Source organism: Shewanella sp. SACH (assembly GCF_001887095.2).
Taxonomy (GTDB): Bacteria; Pseudomonadota; Gammaproteobacteria; order Enterobacterales; family Shewanellaceae; genus Shewanella; species Shewanella baltica.
Window position 1 is genome coordinate 1 of record NZ_MPDG02000004.1, and the last position, 15,453, is coordinate 15,453.

Below are 15,453 nucleotides of genomic sequence, written 5' to 3' on the forward strand. Positions count from 1 at the left end.
CCGTGTCAGTGGATGCGCATTATAGGGAGATTGAGAAAGTGCGCAACCCCTATTTTAAGGAAATTTGCAGTTAATTCTGATTATCTAAACTAGCCACAAGATACCCACCACTTACCCCCAAAGTTATCCACAAAATAGCGTTTTCTCTGCAGTTCTACCTCATATTTTGAGGATGTACTGCATCAAGGCGAAGAGATTTACGCATAGATTCTATAAATTTTAGATAAGGATAACGACTGCTCGAACCGAAATATCTCATTCCTTCACTTATATAGAGCAATTAATGGAATATAACGGGGAGCAATATAGATGACGCGCTAACACATTCGGCGATAAAGATACTTTAGCTATTTAGCTATATAGTCATAGTCGCAGCCTTCATCCCATCGCCATAGAAAGCCGAAATGACTTAATCAGGGACAGGGAGAGATCTCTTTAATACTTATTCGGTAACTAGCTATATATAAGTAGCAGCGTAAGTAACTATCATAACTAATGCAGAGATCGTTCGACTCTATTCAGCTTGATCCATTACCGAGCGAGCGGATTAGCTCGCACTCCAGAGTAATTGTCCGCAGTCGGTAAGATCATAGCCACCCAGTAGCGCCGCCATTTGCCTCGAGTGGCCGCTCGCCAACATAGTAAAGAGTTGTTGAAGCTGACGACGGAAGTAAATGCTTTGCGGCATAACGAAATCGAAGGACTCTTTAATCAGTGGCACAAAACTCAAACCACTCTCCAATGCCACAGATTGACAGCCAAAACCTATATCTGCATCACCACGGGCGATATAACCTGCCAGCTCGCGTTCACTATAGGCCGTCAGCACGACATTAAGTTGATCTAAACGAGCGCCTTGCTTTAACAACCAATGTTCTAAATGTTGCTGGCTACCCGCGCCGCCCTGACGACTCACCCAACGCCAAGGTAAGTTCACGACTTTATCTTCCTCTTGGCATCTGTGGTGCATATCGGCACGCATGATCAACCCTTGTTGACGGGAGTAACCGTGCACCATGATCCATTGTTGATGATTGTTATACCCTTTAAGTAAGGCTGGATGACGGATATTGCGATCCTCCATGCTGCCCCAGTGTAAGGTACACACATCGGCATAACCTTTAGCGAGTAACTCTAATCCTAAGCGTGAACCTGTAGCGCTGTAGCTTATCAACTCACGACTACCGACTTGTGCCATCAAGCGCGCCACCAGCATAGATAAGAGTGGATCGTCACTGCCGGTGATCAATAAACGGTCGGTAAGCATGCCACTGTGACACGAATCCATCACCCAACGGTCGATTAACACTTTCGGGAATAGCCATTTACCGGTGATTTTAGTGGCGGGGAGAATTCTGTCGTTGGCCATGGCGTAGACTTTTTTCTCGTTAAGATCTAAATACTCGGCCACTTGCTTCGCGCTCATGTAAACCAATTCACTGGCAGACGTCATCTTGTTTCCTTGTCTTATTCTTTATTACTGCATGCAAGTCTAAGCATTACTGTCTTAGCTGACTTATAGCTAAGGAGCCGTATTGGCATCAAATTGCAGATTTTCACTGCCGTGATACACCAAAAAGTGTCGACCTTTAGCGCGGGCGATAATAGTAATGCCTAACTGCTGCGCCAGTGCTAAGCCCATCTGAGTCACGCCGCTACGTGATAGCAAAATGGGGATCCCCATCTTGGCGACTTTAATCACCATTTCAGAGGTTAAGCGGCCTGTGGTATAGAATATTTTGTTATCGCCACGATCCTGCATCAGCCACATATCCCCAGCCAAGGTATCAACGGCGTTATGGCGGCCGACATCTTCAACGAAGGCCATAATCTTATCGTCTTCGCACAAACCACAGCCATGCACAGCGCCAGCATTCTTATAGGTTTCGTTATATTCGTTGATATTTTTCAATAAGCTATACAGCGTGCTTTGCTTCAAACTCGGTGTAGATAAATTGATGTTATCTAGATCCTGCATGAAACTGCCATAAACCGTGCCTTGACCACAGCCTGACGTCACGGTTTTTTCGGAGAGTTTCTCGTCGAGATCGGCAGTTTGTTCACGGGTAACCACAGCCGCAGAACTCACATCCCAATCGACGATGACAGAGTCCAGCAGGCTCACATCCGAAATAAAGCCTTGGTTCTTAAGATAACCTAACGCCAGAGACTCAGGTTTTGCCCCTAGTGTCATCAGCGTCACTATCGGACGCCAGTTTAAATAAACGGTAAGTGGACGTTCGCAGGCGACAAATTTATCTAGCACTTCCCCAGCTTCATTCACTGCTTTTACGGCAATGGTTAACGGTACTTCCGCTTGGGTTCTCACAAAAGAACACTGATGATGAGGCTTCTGAGTGGGGTTAGCTGCCGCTACTTCTTTATCTGTGCCCATGCTGTTTTCCGAAATCATAATGCTACCGCTTAACGAGTCATGGCCTGAGCATAGCAATATTTATACCTAGGTATAAAACTCGGGTTTAAATGCGTGATCTGCCGCAATGCTGATTTTTCATTAGCCCTTTTATGTCCCAAACAAAACCCAGCATTGGACAAAATGTCCACTTTTGAGGAGGTTTTTGATGATCTAGTTCAAACTAATACCCCATGTTTACTGGCACCAATATTGCAGTGACCTTTTATCGCAATTTGTTGGTAAAACCGATCCGTTCGATCTACGGTTCGTCCATCAACACGGCTGAGACGGAGAGACAATGCAACATACAACGAATGTTTGGCCCATGTACGTTTCACTTAAAAAAGTAGAGAAACAAGTTGGCCGCTGGACCTCAGTACAATGGGAAATTGAACACCTACTTCCCGCCACCCATCAAGCCCCTGACGACGCGACCTTAGTGCTCCTCGAACTGCACAAAGACGAACGCGCCAGCTATCGCCTCAATCTCGATGTAGACAACGCTATGCTGTATTTAGTGTGCGATGAAACGGCCGATGGCACTTGGATACCCGCAGCACTGTCGGCAGATCAAAACGTCGCCGCAGGTTGCCTTGAGGGCAATACCCCTGTTATCAACCTATTGATGCCAGAAGCCATCGCTTGTTGGATTGAAGCCTTTATCACCCAGCATGGCGAAGTCGAAATCGCCGCCCATCGCCGTAAGCATGTCGATGGCCGTAAGAATCAAGGCCCGAGTCACGATCCACTTCGGAGGGACTAATGGCTGAATCCACGCAAAAAACGGCTGGGCTACTGAGTCGCTGGAACCAGCGTCGCGAACAAGTTGCCGCTGAACAAGCGCGAGAAACTCAAGAAGAAGCCGCGCCTCAAGCGCCGATCGCGACCAAAGCCACTTTGGCAGTTGAGCCGCTTCAACCGACAGAGCCAGTAACAGAGTCCAATAATGCCGAATGTGACGATGCGAATCGCATGCTCACGGCGGCGGATTTACCCAATCCCGACGAAATTGAAATTGGCGGTAGCTTTGCGAGTTTTATGGGCGCGAATGTCGATCCAGCAGCGAAATCTGCGGCGCTACGCGCACTGTGGAAACAACCACATTTCAACGAGATAGATGGGCTTTTAGAATATGCGCTCGATTACAGTAATCAGCCCAAACTCAGCGCCGAAGTTTCAGCAGAATTAGCGCAAAAAGTCTTCCGCTACATCACCAAAGACAGCGAAACGCCGGATGAAGAGTCAGCCTTAGCCAAACAAGCTGCAGAAACTAATCTATCCGCTAGTCTTGATGTAAGCGAAACCACGACTCAAGAAGTCGACACCGAATTGGCAGCAGAGCCGATAGCGGACAATTTGGATGGGGAGACTGATGACCTACCCCAAAATGCACCAGAGCCCTCGGCTCAGGTCCAAACCCGAGTTGTTTAACGTCAGTTTAGCTAATTTTAATGTCCGTAACTTTGGTATGTGAATTGCTGTACTAAGACATAAAAAAGCTTAGATAAAAGCAGAAAAGGCAATGACTTACTTATTACCAGCCGCCTAAATCTGCCCAGATACAGTAAAACAAGAAACAGCCAAAGTACTGTTCAGGAACGCAATGTGAGCACTCATTTGATGACCAATCAAACCCAAGAAGCGTTAAAACAAGCGCGGCAACAGGTGTTAGCGCAAACTCAGATGTTGCAGAATCTGATCCCGCCAACCGTCAGCTACACCACCGAAGGCAATGTCCTCATTATCGGCCCAGAAGATCTGGCTCGCCTTGCCGCGGACAAATTGTCCACTATGGCCCATCGCGTGATTTTAGCCAATGAAGCCATTACCAGCCAAGATGAAGCGCACCTTGAGCGTGTGATGGCGGCGGCAACCGATGTCGAAAGTTACTACAACAAACTCATTGGCGTAAAAGGCTTTTTAGGCCAATTCCAAGTCAGTGTTGAACATCAAGATGGCGCGGCCGAACTCAGTTTAGTGTCGATTCGTAAACCCCATTTCGATATCGTGCTCGATTTGAGCAGCACAGCTTGTTTGAACTTAGAAATGCTGCCACCCGGTTATTTCTATGTCGGTCAAGACACTGAGAAACTCGAAGATGCCCTCGCGCAAATTCCCGATCTCGTCGGCCAATTCGACAAGCCTCGCTACGTCAAAATCAACCCAGATATTTGTGCCCATGACCGCAATGGCATCAATGGTTGTAATCGTTGCCTTAACTTTTGCCCAGCCGATGCGATTAGTAGCGTGGCGAAGAAAATTGAAATCGACCCATACCTTTGCCACGGCGCGGGCAGTTGTACCAGCGCTTGCCCAACGGGTGCCATCAGTTACGATTTACCGACGCCGCAGGCTTTACATTCATATCTGAACAAAGTCGTTAGTCGTTTCCGCGAGCAAGCCCAAACCGCACCGGTGATTTTGTTCCACGATAATGCCGTCGGCGCCGACTTTATTACCGATGATCTAGCGGGTGATATTATCCCCGTCGCCTTAGAAGAAATTACGGTTGCCAGCTTAGATCATTGGCTGTCGGTACTCGCATGGGGCGCGCGCCAAGTGCTGATCCTTAATACCGACGCCACGGCGCCAACTCTTACGCAAATGCTTAAAGGTGAACTTTCGTTAGCCAATAGTATTTTAGATGAGATGGGTCAGCCGCAACGTATCAGCCTCATCGACCCAAGCATGCTTGCCGATTTAGATGCGATGCTCGATATCAGCTTAGATTGGCCCGTGATCGTGCCCGCTGCATTTGCTTCGACCACTAAACGCAACACGCTATTTGAAGCGATAGATCACCTCAATAGCCAAGCGGGTGAAATCGATACTTGCCTTAGCCTCAACAACATTCCCTTTGGCAAAGTCAGCGTGAATGTCGAAAAGTGCACTATGTGCATGTCCTGCGTGGCAATTTGTCCAACCGTGGCATTGCAAGATGGCGGCGACAAACCTGCACTACACTTTATTGAGCAAAACTGCGTGCAATGCGGTTTATGTGAAGCGGCATGTCCTGAAAAAGTGATTAGCCTAACGCCACAAATTAATTTTGATAAAGCTGCTCGTCAGCAACAACACACCCTGAAAGAAGAAGCCCCCTTCGAATGTATTCGCTGCGGCTCTCCTTTTGCGACCCAATCTATGGTGCATCGGATGCTGGATATGGTCGGCGCGCACAGCGCATTTTCTGCCAATATTGAGCGCTTGAAAATGTGTGGCGACTGCCGGGTAAAAGACATGTTTGAAGACATTCTTCAAGATCCTGAAAAGCAACTGCGATAAGAGATCCGCTATGACCGAATCAGTAAGACAAGTTTCAGAAAACGATCAGTTGAGAGCCGATATCTATCAACTGTTAGCCGCCCTATTGCGCCGTCAGCCTAGCCCTGAACTGCTGCAATTTTTGGCCAATCTTGAAATCGATGCCAATGAAGACAACGAGATGACCAAAGCTTGGTTATCACTCCAACTTGCCGCCCAGCAGTTCAGCGATGAACAGCTTGAAGACGAGTATTTTGCGCTATTCCTCGGCGTAGGCTCTGGTGAAATCCTGCCCTATGGCAGCTGGTTTATGACTGGCTCCTTAATGGACAAACCGCTGGCATTATTGCGCCAAGACCTGATGCAACTCGGATTTGAACGCGAAGACAACGTCAAAGAACCCGAAGATCATGTAGCCGCCCTGTGTGAAGTAATGGGAACCCTGATTCTAGAAGCGCCGAGCTATCGCCAACTGACTTTTTACCAACGCCATATCGGCAGTTGGATTGGCCGCTTCTGCGACAACTTAGCTAAAGCGCCCAGCGCTGCGTTTTACGCGACCGTCGCCCAGCTGGCAAAAGCCTTCTTTGAAATGGAAGCCAGTGCCTTTGAACAATTGAGCTTAGATATTCCCGTCAATTGCCCAGGCAGCGCCGACCTACAACCGGCCACCAGCGATTTAGCAAAACCAGTGGAATTAATGAACTAAGACTAAGCTTAATAATAGCGCGACATGTGCGCGCTAGATATCAGTGCTAAATGGATTTAAACAGCGAAGGTGAAGTCACACGCACCTTCGCAACAATAACGAAAGCTTAGGCTTTCACAATAACCGAGGTGGTCGCCGTTTGTGCCACCTTATCCCGCAACACAAGGAGACACTATGAAGAAGCCAGCTTCCGACATGGGCCGTCGTCAATTGCTCAAAGCATTGGCACTCGGCAGTGCGGCAGGCGCAGTGGTAACCGTGAGCAGTCAGGCGTTAGCTTCGACAAAAACGGCAGCAACCACAGAGCCTAAGAGTGAGAACTACCGCGAAACCGACCATATCCGTAACTATTATGCGTCGTTGAACAACTAACCAGAGGAGAGTGTGTGATGCGATTAACCCGCAAAACAGACCAGGTTGTCGAATCTAAAGCGTCAGCACTGGGTCTCAATCGTCGTCAGTTCTTAAAATCGGCAGGTCTTGCCACAGGTGGCATCGCTGCGGCGTCCATGCTGGGCACAGGCATGATGCGTAAAGCACAAGCCCAAGAAGACATAGGCCACAATGTTCCCACCGAAGTTAAACGTACCATCTGTTCTCACTGCGCCGTCGGCTGTGGTGTATATGCAGAAGTACAAAACGGCGTGTGGACAGGTCAAGAACCGGCATTTGACCATCCCTTTAACCAAGGCGGACACTGCGCGAAAGGTGCGGCACTGCGTGAGCACGGCCACGGTGAAAAACGCCTGAAATACCCAATGAAGTTAGAAGGCGGCAAGTGGAAAAAGATCTCTTGGGATCAAGCGATTAATGAAGTCGGCGACAAGATGGAAGCGATTCGTCAAGAGTCAGGTCCAGATTCCGTTTACTTTATGGGTAGCGCCAAGTTTTCGAACGAACAAGCTTATTTATATCGCAAATTAGCGGCACTGTGGGGCACGAACAACGTCGACCATTCAGCCCGTATTTGTCACTCTACCACGGTAGCCGGTGTTGCTAACACTTGGGGCTACGGTGCGCAAACCAACTCGATCAACGATATTCGTAATACAAAGTGCATCATGTTTGTGGGTTCAAACCCAAGTGAAGCGCACCCAGTGGCAATGCAACATATCCTGGTCGCCAAAGAACGCGGCGCGAAAGTGATTGTTGTTGATCCACGTTTCACCCGTACTGCAGCGAAATCTGACGAGTACGTGCATATCCGTCCAGGTACAGATATCCCCTTCATTTATGGCCTGTTATGGCACATTTTTGAAAACGGCTGGGAAGATAAAGAGTTTATCAAGCAACGTGTATACGGCATCGAGCGTATCCGCGAAGAAGCTAAAAAATACACTCCAGAAGAAGTTGAACTTGTTGCAGGCGTGCCTAAGGCGCAAATGTACCGTGTTGCTAAGATGATGGCCGAAACGAAACCCGGCACTATCGTTTGGTGTATGGGCGGTACTCAGCACCACGTCGGTAATGCCAACACCCGTTCATACTGTATTTTACAGTTAGCCCTTGGCAACATGGGCGTTTCTGGTGGTGGCACTAACATCTTCCGTGGTCACGATAACGTGCAAGGCGCGACTGACTTTGGTTTGTTATTCGACAACTTACCCGGTTACTACGGCTTAACTTCAGGCGCATGGGCTCACTGGTCAAATGTATGGGATCTCGATCCTAAATGGGTAGCCAGTCGTTTTGACCAAGGTGAATACCTAGGTCAAACACCACAAACCTCAACGGGTATTCCTTGCTCTCGCTGGCACGATGGAGTGTTAGAAGATAAAACCAAAATTGCGCAGAAAGACAATATCCGTCTGGCGTTCTTCTGGGGACAATCGGTTAACACTGAAACCCGTGGTCGTGAAGTGCGTGAAGCATTGAACAAGATGGATACTGTGGTTGTGGTCGATCCTTTCCCAACCATGGCAGGTGTCATGCACCAACGTAAAGACGGTGTGTACCTATTGCCTGCGGCGACGCAATTCGAAACCTATGGTTCGGTTTCTGCAACCAACCGTTCGATTCAATGGCGCACTAAAGTCATCGAACCACTGTTCGAATCTCTGCCCGACCACATCATCATGTACAAGCTCGCTAAAAAATGGGGCGTTGAAAAAGAATTCTGTAAGCATATTCAAGTGAATGGCGATGAGCCTTTAATTGAAGATGTGACCCGCGAATTCAATACCGGTATGTGGACTGTCGGTTATACAGGTCAAAGCCCTGAACGTTTAAAAATGCACCAAGAAAACTGGGGTACTTTCGACGTCAACAGCTTACAAGCTCCCGGCGGCCCAGCGAAAGGTGAAACCTATGGCTTACCTTGGCCATGTTGGGGTACACCAGAGATGAAACATCCTGGTACCCAGATCCTGTACGATCAATCAAAACACGTGAAAGACGGTGGCGGTAACTTCCGTGCCCGTTACGGTGTCGAGCACGATGGCGTCAACATTCTTGCCGAAGGTTCTTTCTCTAAAGGCAGTGAAATTCAAGATGGTTATCCTGAATTCTCCGCCGACATGCTCAAGCAATTGGGTTGGTGGAATGAGCTTACAGATGCAGAGAAAAAACGCGCCGAAGGCAAAAACTGGAAGACTGACATTTCTGGTGGCATCCAACGTGTTGCGATCAAGCATGGCTGTATTCCCTATGGAAATGCTAAAGCCCGTTGTATCGTTTGGACTTTCCCAGATGATATCCCGAAACATCGCGAACCACTTTACACTCCTCGTCGTGACTTAGTCGCCAAGTACCCAACCTACGAAGACCGTATGGTTGCGCGTCTGCCGACCTTGTATAAGTCAATCCAAGATAAGGACTTTACCCAAGGCTTCCCGCTGACGCTGACCTCTGGTCGTCTAGTGGAATACGAAGGCGGCGGTGAAGAATCCCGTTCTAACCCTTGGCTTGCTGAGCTGCAACAAGAAATGTTCATCGAGATGAACCCTGCGGATGCTGCGGATCGCGGCGTGCGTGACGGTGACAATGTCTTTGTACATGGCCCAGAAGGCGCCAAGATCACGGTTAAGGCTATGGTGACACCGCGTGTTATTGCCGGTGAATGTTTTATGCCATACCACTTTGCTGGTGTGTTTGAAGGCGAAAGCCTCGCGAAAAACTATCCTGAAGGCACAGTGCCTTACGTGATAGGCGAATCGGCAAACACCATTTTAACTTATGGCTACGACGTTGTGACTCAGATGCAAGAAACTAAGTCCAGCTTGTGCCAGATCAGCAAAGCCTAACCTACTTGATGAGGAGATAAGCCATTATGGCAGTCATGAAATTTCTGTGTGACACCAAGCGCTGCATCGAGTGTAACGGTTGTGTCACTGCATGTAAGAACGAAAACGACTCCGCTCTCGAGTGGGGAATCCAACGTCGCCGCGTGGTGACGATTAACGATGGCCTACCTGGCGAAGCCTCTATTTCAGTGGCATGTATGCACTGTACTGACGCTCCCTGCATGGCCGTATGTCCGGCAGATTGTTTCTACCGTACCGAAGACGGCATAGTGCTACACAACAAAGATACCTGTATCGGTTGTGGTTATTGCTTCTATGCTTGTCCATTTGGTGCACCGCAATTCCCGAAAAAGACTGCCTTTGGTAGTCGTGGCAAGATGGACAAGTGTACTTTCTGCGCCGGTGGCCCAGAAGAAACCTTCTCCGAAGCCGAGCGTAAAAAATACGGCGCCAACCGTATTGCTGAGGGCAAGTTACCTATGTGTGCTGAGCTTTGTTCGACAAAAGCCCTGCTCGCGGGTGATGCGGAAGTGGTATCCAATATCTACCGTCAACGTATGGCCTCTCGTGGCAATCCTAACGTGATTTGGGGTTACAACCCCAAGACAGGTGAGATTAACTAAGCAGAGCGAGGGTTAGGGAGTCATCCCTAACCTCTGGCAAGGAGTGAAAATGTTAAACAAACAGTTAAACAAATCACTGCGCAGTCTGTTTGCTCTGTTGGTGCTCGTCATGGGATTGGGATTAGGTTCAGTAATGAGCGCAAGCCCAGTACACGCAAGTGATCAGCAATCGAGTCAACAACAGGCGAAAGCGCAAACCAGCGATGCCGATCTTTGGCGGGCGGTAAAAGCAGGCGATGCCGGCTATACCACTGCCAAAGGGATAGATACTGGGGTGTTGATTAACGTTGCCGGTAACCAAGGTAAAGAACTGAGAAACCAATATCTAACCCCGATTATGGCTTTGGCCGTCGTCGGTGTGTTTGGGGCTTTCTTATTGTTTTATCTGGTGAATGGTCCATCAAAACTCAGCAAAGGCTTTTCTGGCAAGTTAGTGGCACGTTGGTCTAAGGCGGATCTGTGGATCCACTGGATCATGGCGAGCAGCTGCCTGACACTGATGTTTACCGGTTTAACCATAATGTTAGGTAAGCATGTTGTTCAGCCCATGTTAGGGCCTGATCTGTGGGCGCCATTGATCTACGGCAGCAAAACCATCCACGATTGGGCAGGTCCCATCTTTATCGCGGCTTGGGCTGTCTGTGTCGTCAAATGGATGCCACTACAAACCTTCAAGATGTATGATTTGAAATGGTTTTTAGTGGTAGGTGGTTATATCAACTTTGGCCCGTTCAAAGGTAAACACCCCGACAGTGGTTTCGCTAACGCTGGTGAAAAAATGTGGTTCTGGACGCTGATGTTGTTTGGTTTATTCATCAGTGTTTCAGGCATCATGTTGGTGTTACCAGGCTTAGACTTACCGCGCGAAGCCTCCATGGGCGCGCTACTGATCCACTCTATCAGCGCCATTATCCTGATTGCCTTTACCATAGTGCATATTTGGATGGCGACCGTACTCAGCGAAGGCGGTATGGAGTGTATGAAGTCAGGCTATTGTGATGAAAACTGGGCAATCCAGCACCACAATCTCTGGTATGACGAAATCAAAGCCAACGGCAACTTAAAATATAAAGACTAAGTTACACCGCAGCTTTTAGGTCCTTAAAACACCCCGCCATGCGGGGTGTTCTTTTATCTGTACTTCATTCGACAATACAAAAACTTAACACCTGAAACGCTGTGATACAAAAAGCCGCCAGCGCCCTGCTCCCAAGGGAGTTGCGAAACTATGAGCGAGTTAACGCTTTAAGAGTACGGCAGCCGATTTCAACACTGCAAACTGTCCTAGATCAATTCCTACTCAACCCTTTCCTACTATATTGCCGTCACGCGCGATGATTGATGGCAAACAAGATGATTTCATTATCTTTTCCACCGCTAATCTTCACTTTTTGATAACAAGATGAATCCCACAAAAAGCCGTGCGATCTCAAAAAACTAAACCCTAATTTCAGGAGTCAGCATGAAGCAGCAACCCAGCGATTTATCTCGCCGATCTTTGCTTAAAGCGCTCACCGTCGGCAGCGTAGCGGGTGCCGCGATTGCCGCAACCGGCATGAGCGTGGCACAGGCCAGCGAGAGCAGCAAGGTAACCACCAAAGCGTCAAAGGGTTACCACGAAACTGCGCACATCAGCAGCTATTACAATAGCTTGCGCAGCTAATCTAGGAGAAGTCAGCGATGAAGTTAACTCGCAAGTCTAGTGTCGCCCCAGTGGCAGACAAACCGGCGTTAGGCATTAGCCGTCGTCAATTTATGAAGCACGCAGGTATTGCCACCGGTGGTATTGCGGCGGCATCACTAATGGGCACAGGCATGATGCGTCGCGTCGAAGCCAAAGAAGTGCCACATGATGCCCCCATCGAAGTCAAACGTACTATTTGTAGTGCCTGCGCCGTCGGTTGTGGTCTGTATGCTGAAGTACAAAATGGCGTGTGGACGGGTCAAGAACCTGCATTCGATCATCCCTTCAACGCCGGTGGTCACTGCGCTAAAGGTGCGGCACTGCGTGAGCATGGCCATGGCGAAAAACGCCTGAAATACCCAATGAAATTGGTTGATGGCAAGTGGAAAAAAATCTCTTGGGAAGATGCGATTAACGAAGTGGGCGACCAAATGCTCAACATTCGTAAAGAATCCGGCCCAGACTCAGTGTACTTCATGGGTAGCGCTAAATTCTCAAACGAAGGTTGCTACATGTACCGCAAACTGGCGGCCATGTGGGGCACAAACAACGTCGACCATTCAGCTCGTATTTGTCACTCTACCACGGTAGCCGGTGTTGCTAACACTTGGGGCTACGGTGCGCAAACTAACTCCTTTAACGATATCCAAAACGCGAATGCGATTTTCTTTATCGGTGCTAACCCTGCAGAAGCCCACCCAGTGGCGATGCAACATATTCTGATCGCTAAAGAAAGAAACAACGCTAAGTTGATCGTGGTTGATCCACGTTTCTCTCGCACCGCGGCGCATTCCGATCTGCACTGTGCATTGCGTCCAGGTACTGATATTCCTTTTATCTACGGTATGTTATGGCACATTTTTGAAAACGGTTGGGAGGATAAAACCTTTATCCAACAACGCGTTTTCGAGATGGACACCATTCGCGCCGAGGCGAAAAAATTCCCACCTAAAGAAGTAGAAAACATCACAGGCGTGAGCGAAGCCGAGGTTTATCAAGCAGCGAAACTCATGGCTGATAACCGCCCAGGTACTGTGATCTGGTGTATGGGTGGTACTCAACACCACGTCGGTAATGCCAATACCCGCGCTTACTGTATTCTGCAATTAGCGCTAGGTAACATGGGCGTGTCAGGCGGCGGAACGAACATTTTCCGTGGTCACGATAACGTACAAGGCGCGACTGACTTAGGTTTGTTGTTCGATAACTTACCGGGTTACTACGGCTTAACAACAGGTGCTTGGACCCACTGGACCCACGTGTGGGATCTAGACATTGAATGGATGAAAGGCCGTTTCGATCAAGGCACTTATCTTGGCCGTGAACCTATGACTACGCCGGGTATCCCTTGCTCTCGCTGGCACGATGGTGTGTTAGAAGAAAAAGGTAAACTCGCGCAGCAAGATAACATTCGCATGGCGTTTTTCTGGGGACAATCGGTGAACACCGAAACCCGCCAACGTGATGTGCGTGATGCTTTAGACAAGATGGACACTGTGGTGGTGGTCGATCCATTTCCAACTATGGCGGGTGTGATGCATCGTCGTAAGAATGGTGTTTACTTGCTACCAGCAGCGACACAGTTTGAAACTGAAGGCTCAGTGTCAAACTCTGGCCGCAGTCAGCAATGGCGCGAAAAAGTCATAGAGCCATTGTTTGAATCTAAAACCGATATCGAAATCATGTATCGCTTAGCGCAAAAACTTGGTTTTGCTGAGCAGTACACTAAACGCATCGCCAAAGAAAATGATTTGCCTGTGATTGAAGACATCACCCGCGAAATCAACCGCGGCATGTGGACTATCGGTATGACGGGCCAAAGCCCTGAACGTCTGAAACTGCATACCCAAAACTGGGGCACCTTCAGCAACAAGACGCTCGAAGCCGCAGGCGGCCCAGCGAAAGGCGAAACCTACGGTTTACCTTGGCCATGTTGGGGCACGCCAGAAGCGAAACACCCAGGCACCCAAATTCTTTACGATCAATCCAAACACGTTAAAGATGGTGGCGGTAACTTCCGTGCCCGTTACGGCGTTGAATACAATGGTAAAAACCTATTGGCCGAAGGCTCTTTCTCTAAAGGTGCTGAAATCCAAGACGGTTATCCAGAGTTCTCCGACAAGCTGCTCAAACAACTCGGATGGTGGGATGATCTGACGGCGGCAGAAAAAGCCGAAGCCGAAGGCAGAAACTGGAAGACTGATTTGTCAGGCGGCATAGTTCGCGTAGCGATCAAGCATGGCTGTATTCCTTTCGGTAACGCTAAAGCCCGTTGTATTGTTTGGACTTTCCCAGACCAAGCGCCAGTTCACCGCGAACCGTTATACACGCCGCGCCGTGACTTAGTGGCCAAATACCCCACCTATGCCGACATGCAAGTGCACCGTCTGCCTACGCTGTATAAGTCAATCCAAGACAAAGACATGAGCGGCAAGTACCCACTGGTACTGACCTCAGGCCGTCTGGTTGAATACGAGGGTGGTGGTGAGGAATCTCGTTGTAACCCTTGGCTAGCTGAACTTCAACAGGAAATGTTTGTTGAGATAAGCCCTGCCGATGCTGCCGATCGCGGCATTCGTAACGGTGAAGACGTCTGGTTAGAAGGCGCCGAAGGTGGCCGCATTAAAGTACAAGCTATGGTGACGCCACGCGTTAAACCGGGCGTGACCTTTATGCCATATCACTTTGCGGGTGTGATGCACGGTGAAAGTTTAGCGCCTAATTATCCAGAGGGCACAGTGCCTTACGTTATCGGTGAATCCGCTAACACTGCGCTGACCTATGGTTATGACCCTGTGACACAAATGCAGGAAACCAAGGCATCACTGTGTCAGATCGTTAAAGCGTAAGTGCAGCTTAAGCTAGGAGAATTGCCATTATGGCTACAATGAAATTTTTGTGTGATACCAAGCGCTGCATCGAATGTAACGGTTGTGTCACTGCCTGTAAAAACGAAAACGACTCCGCTCTCGAGTGGGGGATCCAACGCCGCCGCGTAGTGACCATTAACGATGGTCAACGTGGAGAAGCCTCTATTTCTGTCGCCTGTATGCATTGCAGCGATGCACCTTGTATGGCAGTTTGCCCAGCAAATTGCTTCTACAGAACCGACGACGGCATAGTGCTACACAACAAAGATGCCTGTATTGGTTGCGGTTACTGCTTGTACGCCTGTCCGTTTGGCGCACCACAGTTCCCGAAAAAAGGTGCCTTTGGTAGCCGTGGCAAGATGGATAAATGTACCTTCTGCGCTGGCGGCCCAGAAGAAAACCACTCAGAGGCAGAGCGCCAAAAATACGGTTCAAACCGTATTGCCGAAGGCAAACTGCCTATGTGTGCAGAACTGTGTGCCACTAAGGCCCTGTTAGCGGGTGATGCCGAAGTGGTTTCAAGCATCTTCCGTGAGCGTGTGGCTTATCGTGGTGCTAAAAACGCGGCTTGGAATTAATTCAGGTCAACAGGATCTGTCCACAGACTTAGCTTAGCGCCTATCTAGGTAGGCGCGACTAGGTGAGAGA

13 protein-coding genes are annotated in these 15,453 nt (G+C 48.9%); 11 read left to right on the plus strand and 2 right to left on the minus strand.

Annotated features, from left to right (window positions below; all coding sequences use genetic code 11):
- Window positions 1–547: 547 nt before the first annotated feature.
- Both BM607_RS15535 and BM607_RS15540 read right to left on the minus strand, forming a co-directional pair.
- Window positions 548–1,453, minus strand: coding sequence for a helix-turn-helix transcriptional regulator (locus BM607_RS15535; protein WP_006083558.1), 906 nt, complete (start codon window positions 1,451–1,453; stop codon window positions 548–550).
- A 69-nt stretch (window positions 1,454–1,522) separates the two neighbouring features.
- On the minus strand, window positions 1,523–2,395 hold the full coding sequence (locus tag BM607_RS15540) for a formate dehydrogenase accessory sulfurtransferase FdhD (protein WP_083548648.1): 873 nt from the start codon (window positions 2,393–2,395) through the stop codon (window positions 1,523–1,525).
- Window positions 2,396–2,714: 319 nt separating this feature from the next.
- On the opposite strand from BM607_RS15540, the gene BM607_RS15545 reads away from it, so the two are divergent.
- From BM607_RS15545 to fdh3B (BM607_RS15595), 11 genes are all read left to right on the plus strand, one after another.
- On the plus strand, window positions 2,715–3,179 hold the full coding sequence (locus BM607_RS15545) for a DUF3305 domain-containing protein (RefSeq protein ID WP_006083560.1): 465 nt from the start codon (window positions 2,715–2,717) through the stop codon (window positions 3,177–3,179).
- Window positions 3,179–3,847, plus strand: coding sequence for a DUF3306 domain-containing protein (locus BM607_RS15550; protein ID WP_071940378.1), 669 nt, complete (start codon window positions 3,179–3,181; stop codon window positions 3,845–3,847). The genes BM607_RS15545 and BM607_RS15550 overlap by 1 nt, the downstream gene beginning before the upstream one ends.
- Before the next feature lie 189 nt (window positions 3,848–4,036).
- Window positions 4,037–5,698 (plus strand): 4Fe-4S binding protein, encoded by a 1,662-nt coding sequence (locus tag BM607_RS15555; protein WP_071940389.1) that lies wholly within the window; start codon window positions 4,037–4,039, stop codon window positions 5,696–5,698.
- Window positions 5,699–5,708: 10 nt separating this feature from the next.
- A complete protein-coding gene (locus BM607_RS15560) occupies window positions 5,709–6,386 on the plus strand; it encodes a molecular chaperone TorD family protein (protein WP_071940377.1) in 678 nt (225 codons plus the stop codon).
- A gap of 174 nt (window positions 6,387–6,560) precedes the next feature.
- Window positions 6,561–6,758, plus strand: a complete 198-nt coding sequence (locus tag BM607_RS15565) for a twin-arginine translocation signal domain-containing protein (RefSeq protein ID WP_006083564.1) — start codon at window positions 6,561–6,563, stop codon at window positions 6,756–6,758.
- A 17-nt stretch (window positions 6,759–6,775) separates the two neighbouring features.
- Window positions 6,776–9,628, plus strand: a complete 2,853-nt coding sequence (locus BM607_RS15570) for a molybdopterin-dependent oxidoreductase (RefSeq protein WP_071940376.1) — start codon at window positions 6,776–6,778, stop codon at window positions 9,626–9,628.
- A gap of 26 nt (window positions 9,629–9,654) precedes the next feature.
- Window positions 9,655–10,251, plus strand: a complete 597-nt coding sequence (gene fdh3B, locus BM607_RS15575) for a formate dehydrogenase FDH3 subunit beta (RefSeq protein ID WP_006083566.1) — start codon at window positions 9,655–9,657, stop codon at window positions 10,249–10,251.
- 49 nt (window positions 10,252–10,300) lie between these two features.
- A complete protein-coding gene (locus tag BM607_RS15580) occupies window positions 10,301–11,329 on the plus strand; it encodes a formate dehydrogenase subunit gamma (protein WP_006083567.1) in 1,029 nt (342 codons plus the stop codon).
- 384 nt (window positions 11,330–11,713) lie between these two features.
- Window positions 11,714–11,914, plus strand: a complete 201-nt coding sequence (locus tag BM607_RS15585) for a twin-arginine translocation signal domain-containing protein (RefSeq protein WP_006084531.1) — start codon at window positions 11,714–11,716, stop codon at window positions 11,912–11,914.
- 17 nt (window positions 11,915–11,931) lie between these two features.
- On the plus strand, window positions 11,932–14,784 hold the full coding sequence (locus BM607_RS15590) for a molybdopterin-dependent oxidoreductase (RefSeq protein ID WP_071940375.1): 2,853 nt from the start codon (window positions 11,932–11,934) through the stop codon (window positions 14,782–14,784).
- 29 nt (window positions 14,785–14,813) lie between these two features.
- Window positions 14,814–15,383, plus strand: coding sequence for a formate dehydrogenase FDH3 subunit beta (gene fdh3B / locus BM607_RS15595; RefSeq protein ID WP_071940374.1), 570 nt, complete (start codon window positions 14,814–14,816; stop codon window positions 15,381–15,383).
- Window positions 15,384–15,453: the final 70 nt, after the last annotated feature.